The following is a 12,987-nucleotide window of genomic DNA, read 5'->3' as shown; positions in this document are numbered from 1 at the left end:
CCTGAGCCAGATGCATTAGAAGCAAACAGATCTGCCCCAGGATAGCACTGACAATTAGCATCATTGAAATGGCTGCTTCCGGCTAATAGCGGACATTTAGGCGCAGCGGCTTCTGTTTATTAAAGCTTAAATTCAGGGAAGGCTTTAAGGGCAAAATCTCCTACCATTGAAGAAAATAGTTCAAGAATCTCGATTTTTGATTTTCCTGCAGCTGTTACTTCAATAATCTCATTAAACGATAGATCAACAACATAATTCTTACGTGGATTAAGGAGCGTTACACTTTTCCATTCGAGAGTATTCTGCTCAATAGCGGAAGCATAGCTAAGCAACCAATACATTAAGACTTGCCTATAATCGGCAGATCCAAAATTACTACTTGAACATTTTACTTCAATAAGAGTTTGCCCTAGTGAAAAATCACCTTCTCCAGATGCAATCCATTGATATCCAGGTACCCTAGGAGAATGGATTAACTCATATTCAGGAGCGTTTAATTTCATATAGTGAAGCATGGCAGCAAGATTATTTGCGACATGTTCAGCAATCTTTCTGTCGGTTGGTAAAATTTCATCGGGTAATTGCGCATCAAAGTGACGACGCTGCCTTCGAATGGCGATATGTAAACAGTCATCCCAATCTGCTTCAGGAAGTCCATTTAGAATTTGTTCGCCTCTTGCAAAGGCAATCTCGAATAACATGGCTTTTTGAAGTATGCTGGACTGCACATTATCTTCAGAGAGGGCTTTTAAACCAGGAAAAATTACTGCTTTTTTGTTGAAATAAGCAACAGTACCCTGTGTCAACTGAGGAAATATAACATCAAAAATTCCCGGAATATCGCGTGCAACAGTGCGTGGGTCTTTCATCGGAAAGCGGCTATATACCATTTGCAGCCCATTCTTCATAGAGTTTGCAAAAAGTAAGCTTATCATCTTGCTCAATTCCTAATGCCCAAGCTTTCGGTAATGATAATTTAACTTGAGAACGTGAGCGTCGACCTTCATCTCCTAAATCTGCAAAAGCTAGCCATATTATGCGCTGCTCCTCTGTGCCAAGGGTATGCCATCGATTTCTAAGAGTAATAAACTGTGGACGATCTTTCCAGATACGCCAGCAATCTATGCATGCTCGTTTAACGGATTCCGATTTTGCAGAATCGTAGGTTCCAAGTACAAATTGCGCTCTTTTTTCAGTTCGCTTAAATCTGATAGTCTTGAGGTAGTGAAGACAATTTGATTCAGCCTGTAAAAGATGAGAGGAATGAATGGGAATCTGATCGAGCATTTCATCCAGCTCATTAAAGATAATATCGTTGTCATTATCAGAGCGAACGGCAGCAACGCCACGCATGATCGTCGACCAAGAAGCTCTGAATGAATGTAAGTTTTTTGAGTTTAGTAAGGTTGCACAAAGTTGAATCGCAATATTGGGAGAGTGAAATTTTAATGTCCGCCCAATTTGAGCCACCAAAAATGTGTCAGGCTGGGCCTTTCTCAGTTCTAAGTTCAGCAAAGTTTGAATATCCAAACTTTTTACAGTTTCCCGAAGCGCACTATAATTTTCATCAGGAGAATCAGAATATGGGTCAAAGTGTAAGTCAATCTCCCTTAAGGCTTTACTTTCATCATCAGTTACCCCTAACTGAGTATTGATGTAGTCCTTATAGTGCTTAGCATTTAGAATGGTCGTTTTGGATTTATTCAATGATAATCCGTAGTCGGCTAATGCATGAGATAAGATCGATAGAGCACGGTATGCATCCTCCTGTGACTTTGTAATAAGTACAAAATCATCAACATAACGATGCCAAATTATCTCTCTATCACTTAACATTTGATCAATTGACGACATTAGCAATTCCGCAAGTATTCTTGCGCATTGTCCACCAACAGGAAGGCCGAAAGAACGACCAGAGGCAAACTTACTCAAAAGTCGATCAATTTGAACAGCAACCGTTGAGTTATTGGAGAATAAATCATTGATACAATTTTCAAGGCGGTGATGATAAATATGTTCATAGAAACTGGAAATATCAGTTTGGACAATAACAGCACCATCATTCTTTAATGCTTTGTCGGCAAGTGTAGCCTCTCTGTAAGCACGCCATGATTTATTACGATCAAATAATCCCTCTTGGTCTTGAATATAACGATAGGAATGTGCGCGATCGCTACGGGATGGCTCATGCTTCTCTGCGATAGCGACACCAAGGCCATTAAAATATATATTCCAGAAGGGATGAAGCTTAGTTGTGATGCGAAATCCTGCAGGGCCTGTAGGAACAAGTAACCGCTCAGAAAAAATTTGTAGGGCATTAATTTTTTTTGCCGCTTCTTTACGATCTTTACTGTTTACTTCACAGAAATATTTATATGCCATTTTAGCAAGATCATCTTGTTTATCTTTAATAAAGCGATTGTCCATATCGAATGGAAGCGTATCATTATCACCGTGGGCGCCTATATCTGCTGCTGCGCGCTTAAAATGATCTAAACTAACATCAGGCATATAAATTTATTTCCCTCACGATAATTTTCCTTGAGCATTTCTGTACTAACACTCCACAGGCATCAAAGTAAGCTATGGGTCGAATACAGTCAGATTAAATGGAAGCTATTTCGAGTAGTTCTTTGAGTGCGGACATATCATGCATTTGCCATTATGGATAGGATGTCACGGCATTGTCATCCCGCGTCAGTAAATACATCAGCTTGGGATGAATAAAGAGTTTTTCGCGCCCGATGGTTCTTTCCTCAAGTACACCGATGTCTACCAGCTGTTTGAGATAGCGTGAAGCGGCTTGGCGTCCGGCAATGTTTTTTTCAACCAGGTTCTGAATCCGGCAGTATGGCAGATCGAAGATCAGATCGACCAATTCGCGGCTGTAGATTTTCGGTGCTCTCTGTTTCACATGTTCAATTGTGAATCCCGAGAGGGTACGGATTGCGGCGATCTTGGCCGTAGTCCAGTGCGCTGTGTCTTCGATGCCTTGCAGCAAAAAGACAATCCACGGTTCCCATGCTTGGTTTCGCGTGATATCGAGCAGCAGGCGGTAATATTCGGTTTTGTTCTTGATGATGTAGCGGCTGAGGTAAAGAATCGGCAGCGTCAATAAATCTTCCTGGATCAGAAACAGGCTATTCAGTACGCGTCCGGTGCGGCCATTGCCATCGGTGAACGGATGAATCGCCTCGAATTGATAATGCCCAACCGCCATGCGGATCAGCGGATCGATTTCGCGTGTTTCGTGCAGGTAGCGTTCCCAGTTGGCTAATTTGGCGCGCAGCAGGTCTTCCCCTGCGGGCGGTGTATATATCACTTCACCGGTGGCTTTATTTGCCAGTGCTGTTCCTGGTACGCGCCGCACCTGCATGTCCATGCCCTTGATGCGCGTGCATACTTGTTCTGCGGTGCGGGTGTTCAGCGGGTGCTGCTTTAATGCCTGAAACCCTTCCAGCAGTGCACTGCTATAGCGCAGGGCTTCGCGTGTAGCTGGGTCGGCATACTCGTTTGCGCTTTGAAACTGAAATAGCCGGTCCGTCGTTGTGACGATGTTTTCGATTTCCGAGCTGGCTTGGGCTTCAAGCAGCGGCAGGGCATTGATCAAAACGCCCTGATTGGGAATGAGTTCAGCAGCTTGTTTGAGTTCTGCCAGTGCTGCGCGGGCCGCGATGCATTGCTTCAGCACCGTGCGTGTTTCCAGCTCGGCTGCGGGAGGCAGCAGCGGTAGGTCGTTGTATGGTTGATCCGGACACCAGGCAATCATGGTTTAATTTTTGCATTTTTGCGACACGCCGTCAGTTTATGTCGTTCGCAGCGACAGGTCAACTCAATATGTCGCAAATTTCCGGTTTTTGCGACATATCGATTAAACGTTGAAGCGGAAGTGCATCACATCGCCGTCCTTGACGATGTATTCCTTGCCTTCGAGGCGCATTTTTCCGGCTTCCTTGGCGCCTTGTTCGCCGTTGTAAGTGACAAAGTCGTCGTAGCTGATGACTTCGGCGCGGATGAAGCCTTTTTCAAAATCGGTGTGGATGACACCGGCTGCCTGCGGAGCGGTGTCGCCTTTGTGGATGGTCCAGGCGCGGACTTCTTTGACACCGGCGGTGAAGTAGGTTTGCAGTCCGAGCAGTTCATAGCCTGCGCGCACCAGGCGATTGAGGCCGGGTTCTTCGAGATTCAGGTCGGCTAAGAAGATTTTCTTATCTTCGTCGGACAGTTCCGCGATTTCAGCTTCGAGTGCAGCACAAATGGCGACGACTGGCGCGCCTTCCTGGGCCGCATATTCTTGCACGCGGGTGAGCAACGGGTTATTTTCAAAGCCGTGATCGTCGACATTGGCGACGTAAATGGCCGGTTTGGCGGTCAATAAGCACAGCGGCTGCAATAAGAGTTTTTGCTCTTTATCCAAGTCCATGGTTCTGGCGGGTTTGCCTTGGTCAAGATGTGCTTGCACTTGCTCCAGCAGGGCGCATAACTTGATCGCATCCTTGTTGCCGGATTTGGCCACCTTGGATTCGCGCAGCAGCGCTTTTTCGACCGTGGCGAGGTCGGCCAGGGACAATTCGGTTTGAATGACTTCGATATCGGAGACCGGATCGACTTTACCGGCGACATGCACGACGTTGTCATCGTTGAAGCAGCGCACCATGTTGACGATGCCGTCGGTCTCGCGGATGTTGGCAAGGAATTTGTTGCCCAGCCCCTCGCCTTTGGACGCGCCCGCGACCAGTCCGGCGATATCGACGAATTCGACGATGGCCGGTTGTATTTTTTGCGGCTTGACGATGCCGCTGAGTTTTTGCAGGCGCGGATCGGGCACTTCGACAATGCCGACATTCGGATCGATGGTGCAAAAAGGATAGTTTTCCGCCGCGATGCCTGCTTTGGTCAAGGCATTAAACAAGGTGGATTTGCCGACATTGGGTAGACCCACGATTCCACATTTTAGACTCATGACCGGTTTCTCATTAAAAAGGGTTAAATAACAATGTGATGAATTATTGCTGGAATTTATGCTTTCGTGTGCAGTTTCAGCATCGCCGCTTCGCACGCGCCTTGCGCGATGAGCGGCCAGACTTCCAGGCTTTTTTGAATGGCTTCATCGATCAGCGGCGCTTCTTCTTTTCTCGGCGGGTGTAACACATAACCAACCACTGCGTTGCGGTCGCCCGGATGACCGATGCCGATGCGCAGCCGCCAGAAATCCTGCGTGCCCAATTTTGCGGCGATATCCTTGAGGCCGTTATGTCCGCCCAAACCACCGCCTTTTTTCAGTTTGGCGATGCCCGGGAGTAAATCCAGTTCATCGTGCACCACGATGATTTGATCCGGCAGGATTTTGTAAAACTGGCACAGTGCGACGACCGATTGCCCGCTTCGATTCATGAAGGTTTGCGGTTCCAGCAGCCACAAATCGGTATCTTTCTCCCGCACCTGCGCGCACAGCCCATGAAACCGGGCTTCCGGTCTCAGCGTGGCGTGCAGCGTATGCGCTAACCGGTCAACCCACTCAAAACCGGCATTATGGCGCGTACCGGCATACTCTCTGCCGGGATTACCCAATCCGACGACAAGTTTCATGAAATGATGTCAGGCTTCTGTGAGAATTTATCGGGTTACTGAGAGCATCCCCAGAAACGAAAAATCTGCCGGTGTATATTGCAACCCCCGGCAGATTTGTCCAATTTCCAGAACAGCTCAGTGTGTTGTCACTCAGCTTATTTTTTATCAGCGCCTGCGCCCTCAGCACCGGCTTCATCGGACAATACCGAGCGAGGAATGACGATCGTGACCACCGGCAAATTATCGCCTTTGCCCAGCGCCACGGTTTCTACGCCTTTAGGCATGACCAGATCACTCAAATGCAGCGTGTGTCCGGCAGTGAGTTCGGCCAGGTCGACTGAAATAAATTCAGGCAGATCATCGGGCAGACAGCTGATGTCCACTTCCGTCAGGATATGAGAAACAATACCGCCGGAGGTTTTTACACCCGGTGCAACTTCGGCATTGATAAAGTGCAACGGCACTTTCATGTGTATTTTCTTATTCTTGTCGACGCGTTGAAAATCCACATGCAGCACTTGCTGTTTGTAAGGATGCATTTGAATATCGCGCAGCAGCACGGACTCTTTTTTTCCTGCGACTTCCAGCGATAACACAGAGGCGTGAAAGGCTTCCAGCTTGAGTTTGTGATACAAATCGTTGTGATCCATCTCAATCGATTGGGCTACTTGATCGCCACCATAAATGATTGCCGGAACTTTACCGGAACCACGCAGGCGGCGGCTCGCACCCTTTCCCTGCAACGTGCGCTTATCGGCGCTGATTTCTATTTTCATTGTGATACTCCATAAAGATGATTTGTTCGCGACCAAACAAACCGGTTAAAAAAACGTAATCTATTCCATGAATAATGAGCTTAAAGAGCTTTCATTGCTGATCCGCAACATGGTTTCCGCCAGCAGGTTGGCGATGCTCAACTGACAAATGCGATCGCATGCCTGCGCGTCCTCGCGCAATGGTATGGTATCCGTCACCACCAGCTTATCCAACGCCGAATTCTGGATGCGTTCCACCGCATTGCCGGATAATACCGCGTGTGTGGAATACGCTATCACGGCTTTCGCGCCGTGCTCTTTTAATGCATTGGCTGCCTGACACAGCGTATTGGCGGTATCCACCATGTCATCGATAATCACACAGGTACGGTCTTTGACTTCACCGATGATGTTCATGACTTTCGCCTCGTTGGGTTTGGGGCGGCGTTTGTCGATGATGGCCAGATCGCATTCCAAGCGCTTTGCCAGATGGCGGGCGCGGACTACGCCGCCGACATCCGGCGATACCACGATTAAATTCTGGTAATTATGTTTCCAGATATCGCCGAGCAAAATGGGCATGCCATAAATATTATCAACCGGCATATCGAAAAAACCCTGGATTTGATCCGAATGCAAATCCATCGTGAGCAGCCGGTCAATACCTACGGTGCTCAGCATATTGGCGACCACTTTGGCGGTAATCGGGACACGCGCCGAGCGCGGCCGTCTATCCTGACGGGCATAGCCGAAATAGGGAATTGCAGCGGTAATACGGCTGGCCGATGCGCGTTTCAACGCATCCACCATGACCATTATCTCCATCAAGCTGTCATTGGTGGGCGCGCATGTGGATTGCAATACAAACACATCCTTACCGCGCACATTCTCGAGAATTTCCACCATGACTTCACCGTCGCTGAAGCGTCCGACAGTAGCGCGCCCCAGATGGATATTGAGATGCTTCACAGCATCCTCCGCCAATTTGGGATTCGCAGTTCCGGTAAAGACCATCAAACTGTCATAAGCCATGATATTTCTTCGCGCTAGCTAGCTGGAATAGGGAGTACAGGTTTCTCTGGTTAATAAGCAGCTGTGATGACCACAGTTTTGTTTTATTCCGCATCCATTCTCAATCAGAATGAATGAATAGTCTCCTCTCCGGAGTTACTACCAAGCCAAAATACTGGCAGGGGAGGTAGGGATCGAACCTACGAATGCCGGAATCAAAATCCGGTGCCTTACCACTTGGCGACTCCCCTAAATTCTTAATTCAAGGCTTTGTGCATCGGATGACAATCCAATCCTTTTGCGACAAACCCTTTCATATCGTCTGGAATCTGTTCAAATGCAGCCCGTGCTGCTTGTTCTGTGGCAAATTCTGCGAACACACAAGCGCCCGAACCGCTCATCGCTGCTATTGTAGTATTTTCTAGCCGCTTTAGCCACTCCAAGCATCTTGCCACTTCGGGATATGCCAGGCAAACGACTAATTCTAAATCGTTATGCCCTTGCCAGACAGAAAAGGGCGGTATTGTGATGGGTATCGTGTTGCGTGTCAATTCCTTACTGGTAAAAATCTCTGCGGTCGATACTTGCACCGGTGGCACAAGAACCAGATACCATGCCGGTGGCAGTTCAATGGCGGCGAGTTTTTCGCCGACTCCTTCAGCGAAGGCATTGTGTCCAAAAATAAATACCGGCACATCGGCGCCCAGTTGAAGTCCTAATTCGAGCAATTGCTCCGGGTTTACATTCACTTTCCACAAGTGATTCAGTGCCAGCAGTGTGGTGGCGGCATCAGAACTCCCGCCGCCCAGGCCGCCGCCCATCGGAATTTGTTTCTGCATAAAGATATCCACACCCTGCGTGGTCCCGGTTTTCTGTTGCAGCAGTTTGGCGGCGCGGACGCATAAATCTTTTTCTTCCGGCACACCGGCAATCGGATTGTGCAGTTTGACGATACCGTCATCGCGTAACTCGAAACTGATTTGATCGGAAAAATCGATAAAGCGGAAAACCGTTTGCAACAAATGATAACCATCGGGTCTACGGCCAACGACATGTAAAAAAAGATTCAGCTTGGCAGGAGCGGGAAATGTGAACATAAAAATAGGGATTAAGCGCTTATGCTTTAACGGCAGTAACGGTTATTCAACTTTCCAATCATCCACAACCAAGCGGATTTTCAGTTTCTGGTAGACTAAATTCAGCACCCGGGGAAGTGCTGTGGCGTTGGGTTGTGCCGCCGTAAAGCCTTGATAATGAATGTGCCAGCCATCTTGCCGGATCGCGATAATCTGATTTTTATTATCGAGATCCTTTTGCGACGCGTTTGCAGGCGAATGCATGCCCTGTATCCAGAATTGCAGCCCATTGAGCGGCAAGCGCCAGCCGAGAATTTCTTCCGTCAAACTCTCCACGTCGTTGGCATAAAAAGCTTCCAATTTAGAGGTGATCAGCCGCACGCCTTCGTGATCTTTGGAAATTTCCGCGACCGCTTGGCCTAACGGTGTGAATAGCAAAATTTCATCACTGGCGGCTAGATGTTGCCAGCGGAAGCTGCCGGAAAAACTTTGATTTTCGTCTTGAATCGCTATTCTGCCCAGGATGTTGAAATCAGGGGCAGCTGCGTTATGCGCACCCGCAACAGGCTCTGTCTGGATGGTCGTGACGGCCGCTTCGGGTTGCGTTTGAACGGGTAAAAGCTGGCAGCCGGAAAATAGCGGAAAAATACAACTGACCAGAATTCCCAGAGTAACTTTCCACGGCTGAATTCTGCATCCGTTTGCTGGTAATTCACTATTAAAACGGGCTGACATCAATTCGCAATTACCAACGGCAGTGAATGTGCTTAAACTTTTAACTGTTGATCGATTTATTGGTTTGTTGAAAATCAGGCAGCACGATGTTGAGTTCCAGCGTTTCCTGATTCTCGTCTTGTTCAAAGTTAACCGATATCGCGTCTTGATCAACGTTCACGTACTTCCGGATAACCTCTAGCAGCTCTTTTTGCAATTGCGGCAAATACGAAGGTTGATTGCGGTAGCTGCGCTCATGCGCAACCAGAATTTGTAATCGTTCTTTCGCCAGCGAAGCGGTTTTAGGTTTAGATGATCTGAAATAGTCCAGTAAACTCATTTTCTTCCTCCGAATAGCCTTCTGAGAAACCCTTGTTTACCATCGATAAACCGATGCGGCAGTTTTTCTCCCAAGTAGCGCGCAACGACATCGGCGTAGGCCTGACCAGCTTCGCTCTTTTCATCCAGAATGACCGGCATACCTGCGTTTGATGCGGATAGAACCGATTTCGATTCGGGAATAATGCCCAATAATTCCAGCGACAGGATTTCCTGCACATCCTCCAGACTCAGCATCTCACCCAGCTTAACCCTGTCGGCATCATACCGGGTCAGTAATAAATACTCTTTAATGGGCTCTTCATTTCTTTCGGCCCGGCGTGATTTACTGGATAGAATCCCCAACATGCGATCCGAATCACGGACGGAAGAAATTTCTGGGTTAGTAACGACAAATGCATCGTCGGCAAAATAAAGCGCCAGATTCGCGCCTTTCTCAATACCGGCGGGAGAGTCGCACACAATATACTCAAAATCCTTGGATAATTCGTCTAAAACCTTGCCCACGCCTTCCTGCGTCAGCGCGTCTTTGTCGCGAGTCTGCGATGCCGGCAGGATATACAGCAGATTGCAGTTCTTATCGCGGATGAGCGCTTGATTGAGACTGGCTTCGCCATTGATCACATTGATAAAATCATAGACCACCCGGCGTTCGCAGCCGAGAATCAAATCCAGATTCCGCAGGCCCACATCAAAATCGATGACCGCTGTTTTATGCCCTTTTTTCGCCAGCCCCATAGCAATTGCTGCGCTTGTAGTTGTTTTACCAACGCCACCCTTGCCTGATGTCACGACTATAATTCTTGCCAATTGAGCCTCCTTTGCCTGTTTGGTCTTAAGCGATCTCTTTTATGATTAACGCATGATTCTGCAAGTATATCTGTACGGGATTCTTGTATGTTTGTTTGTTCAAGTCCTCGCTGGTTTTATAATCGCCCGCGATGGAAATAAGCTCTGCCTGTAGATCAAAACAAAATATCCGGGCGGCTGTATTGCCATGAACGCCCGCCAAAGCGCGCCCTCTTAACGTATTATAGACGTGTATATTGCCTTCGGCCATAATTTCGGCGCCGGCGCTGACCTGCGACAAAATGATCAAATCACCGGCTGCGTAAATTCGTTGTCCCGAGCGGATCGGCTGCGTCACCAAGGTTGCCGTTGCGGCAACCGGCGGAATCGGGATAGGCCGGACCGGCTCTTTGATCGCGGCTGTTTCCGGTTGTGCGGCAGGCTGTGGAGCCGTTTCCTGTTTGGGTGCTTCCGCTCCGACAGTGATTGTATTTCCTTGTTCGCGCACCGTATCGATCGGAATGAATAAAGCGCGCGCCTGTTTATTCTGGTTCTCATTGCCGCCGCGGATACCGACCGGAAAAAAACTGACTCTGCGCAACAGCTGGATGATCTGCGTGAAATCGATATCCAGATTCTGTTTGTTTAATTCGCGCAAATCGATAATCAGCGGAGAGTCTTTGAAGAACTCCGGCGCCAGGTTGATTTTTTCATGCAGTGTCTGTTCGATTGCAGCCAGATCGTTGGTGTAAAGAATCAAGATGGGCGCGAAAAAAGTGCTGCTTTTGAATTCCAGTGCTGGAGTGGTGTTTAGCATTTTAATTGTTTGACAGGCTCACAGAGATTCATGGCAGGGATCAAAGCACTGTTTATGATGTTTGAAAAGATACCGGTCATGCCAATGAAAACCGGTTTAATCAATCGCTTTCTTTTTTGTTAAGCGTTGCAATGTTTCCAGCAGGATTTCGTTATCCGGATCTTTTTCCAAAGCGGTACGCCATATATTCTTGGCATCGTCTTTAGCGCCTTGTACCCAAAGCACTTCACCCAAGTGCGCCGCAATTTCCGCATCCGGGCGGGCGGCGAATGCCAAATTCAGAAAATTCAATCCTTCCACGAAATTTCCCATGCGGTAGTATACCCAACCCAAGCTATCCATAATATAGGGATCCTCTGGAGAGAGCTCAACGGCTTTCCTGATCAATTTCAACGCTTCCGGTAAATGCATGCCGCGCTCAGCGAAGCTGTAACCCAGCGCATTATAGGCATGTGCATTTTCCGGTTTCAGCTTGATCAATTTGCGCAAATCCTGCTCCAGGATTTTAAATTTACCCAGCTTGTCGGCTGCCAGGGCGCGATCATAAAGCAGCTCGGGATAATCCGGCAGTTTCTTTAATCCTGCATCGAGCAAATCGTAGACTTCTTGGTGAGCCTTGGAACGCCGCAAAATCTGCGCTTCTGCCAAGATCAAATGCGCTGCTTGCTGATCATTGGCGGCGGGTAGTTTTTGCAGATGCGCGCGCGCTTCCTGCAAATGACCTTTTAATGCCAATAAATCCGCATAACGGATTTGCGCCGGTAAATAACGCCCTCCGCTTTTTACCTGCTGATACGCTTCCATGGCTAAATCGGGACGATTGGTTTCTTCATAAATCTGCGCCAAGTGGAAGTACACCGCATTGGTATCCTTGTATCCCAGAGTCAGCGCTTTTTTGAAACTGGCTTCCGTAACATCAAAATCACCCATCTCCGTGGCCAATAATCCCGCTGCCAGGGTTATTTCCGCGTCTTCGGGATTTTTATCCAATAACCATTGCACTTGCTCGCGCGCCTGTTCAATCTCGCTTGCACCGATCAGTACCCGGGTATAAGCCACTCTGACTTCGTTGGATTCCGGATATTTATCGAGATAGCCGCGGTAAAATTCGCTTGCATCGGCAGCGGAAACGCGTTGCAGTATTCTGCCGTTATGCACGGCGGCGATTTCCCATTCGGGACGCAAAGCCAACGCACGCTGCATCTCATCCAGTGCCAGCTGATGCTGATTGGCGAACCATGCTGCCTGGGAAATGGCGAAATGAACTTCCGGAACATCCTTATACGGTTGTGAAAGCTGTTGTATCAATTGCAGTGTCGCGGTTTTATCCGGATTGCGTGACAACAATTGGTTGAGTTGCATGAAGGCATTGCCGACGCCCTCTTTTTCCGTAGCCAGCAGTTTTTCGAGATGGGGCCGCGCGGCATCCAGCTTGCCCAGATTGACCAGCAGTGCGGCGATGGTTTGGCGCGCATCGACGGAATCAGGCTCGAGTCCAACCCACAGCGTGGCCGCTTGTTCCGCCGCAAAGGGATTGCCGGCATGCAGGGAAATTTCCGTTGCGCGTTTGGCGATACGGGGATCGCGCGTCGTTTTGGCCAGCTTGACATAGCGGTTGACCGCAATATCCAAGCTGCCGCGCTGCAATGCGGTCTCTCCGACTAAAAAATCAAACAGAATGGGCGCAGTCAGCTCCTGCTTGGGTAAATTCAGCTGACTGACTTCTTCCGGATCGGCGGATTCCCCTGTTTTTTCTGCTTCCTTATTGGAAGGAAGCTGCGCGCAGGCAGTAAGTCCGGACAGCAATAACACGCATAGAATTTTAAATTTCATGAGAAATCCGATTGATTTTCAAATATAAGATAAAACGTACAACTTCCGTGCCGCATTCGCAGGATTCATTAAATCATTTAGC

At 48.3% G+C, this 12,987-nt stretch carries 13 protein-coding genes and 1 tRNA gene; all 14 read right to left on the bottom strand.

Annotated elements, in window-relative coordinates; genetic code table 11:
* Positions 1 to 119: 119 nt before the first annotated feature.
* The 14 genes from R2083_RS00230 to R2083_RS00165 all read right to left on the bottom strand — a co-directional run bounded on the left by R2083_RS00230 (position 120) and on the right by R2083_RS00165 (position 12,905).
* Entirely contained in the window at positions 120 to 869 is a 750-nt protein-coding gene (locus R2083_RS00230) for a hypothetical protein (protein WP_317537122.1), read from the bottom strand.
* Between the two features lie 10 nt (positions 870 to 879).
* Positions 880 to 2,511 carry an RNA-directed DNA polymerase gene (locus tag R2083_RS00225; protein WP_317537121.1) on the bottom strand — a complete coding sequence of 544 codons (1,632 nt, stop codon included), beginning with the start codon at positions 2,509 to 2,511 and terminating at the stop codon, positions 880 to 882.
* 151 nt (positions 2,512 to 2,662) lie between these two features.
* Positions 2,663 to 3,769 (bottom strand): protein adenylyltransferase Fic, encoded by a 1,107-nt coding sequence (fic, locus tag R2083_RS00220; RefSeq protein WP_317537120.1) that lies wholly within the window; start codon positions 3,767 to 3,769, stop codon positions 2,663 to 2,665.
* A 102-nt stretch (positions 3,770 to 3,871) separates the two neighbouring features.
* Positions 3,872 to 4,963: a redox-regulated ATPase YchF gene (gene ychF / locus R2083_RS00215; protein WP_317537119.1), complete on the bottom strand. Its 1,092-nt coding sequence runs from the start codon at positions 4,961 to 4,963 to the stop codon at positions 3,872 to 3,874.
* Positions 4,964 to 5,019: 56 nt separating this feature from the next.
* The gene (gene pth, locus R2083_RS00210) at positions 5,020 to 5,589 is read right to left on the bottom strand and encodes an aminoacyl-tRNA hydrolase (protein ID WP_317529585.1); all 570 of its coding nucleotides are present in this window, start codon (positions 5,587 to 5,589) and stop codon (positions 5,020 to 5,022) included.
* A gap of 137 nt (positions 5,590 to 5,726) precedes the next feature.
* Positions 5,727 to 6,347, bottom strand: a complete 621-nt coding sequence (locus R2083_RS00205; protein ID WP_317537118.1) for a 50S ribosomal protein L25/general stress protein Ctc — start codon at positions 6,345 to 6,347, stop codon at positions 5,727 to 5,729.
* A 60-nt stretch (positions 6,348 to 6,407) separates the two neighbouring features.
* Positions 6,408 to 7,358 carry a ribose-phosphate pyrophosphokinase gene (locus R2083_RS00200; RefSeq protein WP_090315077.1) on the bottom strand — a complete coding sequence of 317 codons (951 nt, stop codon included), beginning with the start codon at positions 7,356 to 7,358 and terminating at the stop codon, positions 6,408 to 6,410.
* A gap of 155 nt (positions 7,359 to 7,513) precedes the next feature.
* Positions 7,514 to 7,588: transfer RNA gene (locus R2083_RS00195), tRNA-Gln, on the bottom strand.
* Between the two features lie 6 nt (positions 7,589 to 7,594).
* The gene (ispE, locus tag R2083_RS00190; RefSeq protein ID WP_317537117.1) at positions 7,595 to 8,434 is read right to left on the bottom strand and encodes a 4-(cytidine 5'-diphospho)-2-C-methyl-D-erythritol kinase; all 840 of its coding nucleotides are present in this window, start codon (positions 8,432 to 8,434) and stop codon (positions 7,595 to 7,597) included.
* A 42-nt stretch (positions 8,435 to 8,476) separates the two neighbouring features.
* On the bottom strand, positions 8,477 to 9,148 hold the full coding sequence (gene lolB / locus R2083_RS00185) for a lipoprotein insertase outer membrane protein LolB (protein ID WP_317529582.1): 672 nt from the start codon (positions 9,146 to 9,148) through the stop codon (positions 8,477 to 8,479).
* 40 nt (positions 9,149 to 9,188) lie between these two features.
* A complete protein-coding gene (gene minE / locus R2083_RS00180; protein WP_317529581.1) occupies positions 9,189 to 9,467 on the bottom strand; it encodes a cell division topological specificity factor MinE in 279 nt (92 codons plus the stop codon).
* Positions 9,464 to 10,276 carry a septum site-determining protein MinD gene (gene minD, locus R2083_RS00175; protein WP_090315069.1) on the bottom strand — a complete coding sequence of 271 codons (813 nt, stop codon included), beginning with the start codon at positions 10,274 to 10,276 and terminating at the stop codon, positions 9,464 to 9,466. The genes minE and minD overlap by 4 nt, the downstream gene beginning before the upstream one ends.
* A gap of 25 nt (positions 10,277 to 10,301) precedes the next feature.
* On the bottom strand, positions 10,302 to 11,072 hold the full coding sequence (gene minC / locus R2083_RS00170; RefSeq protein WP_317529580.1) for a septum site-determining protein MinC: 771 nt from the start codon (positions 11,070 to 11,072) through the stop codon (positions 10,302 to 10,304).
* Between the two features lie 96 nt (positions 11,073 to 11,168).
* Positions 11,169 to 12,905 carry a tetratricopeptide repeat protein gene (locus R2083_RS00165; protein ID WP_317537116.1) on the bottom strand — a complete coding sequence of 579 codons (1,737 nt, stop codon included), beginning with the start codon at positions 12,903 to 12,905 and terminating at the stop codon, positions 11,169 to 11,171.
* Between the last annotated feature and the right edge of the window lie 82 nt (positions 12,906 to 12,987).

The sequence above is a fragment of the Nitrosomonas sp. Is35 genome (genome assembly GCF_033063295.1).
Lineage (GTDB): Bacteria > Pseudomonadota > Gammaproteobacteria > Burkholderiales > Nitrosomonadaceae > Nitrosomonas.
This window is presented reverse-complemented; position numbering and strand designations above follow the sequence as displayed.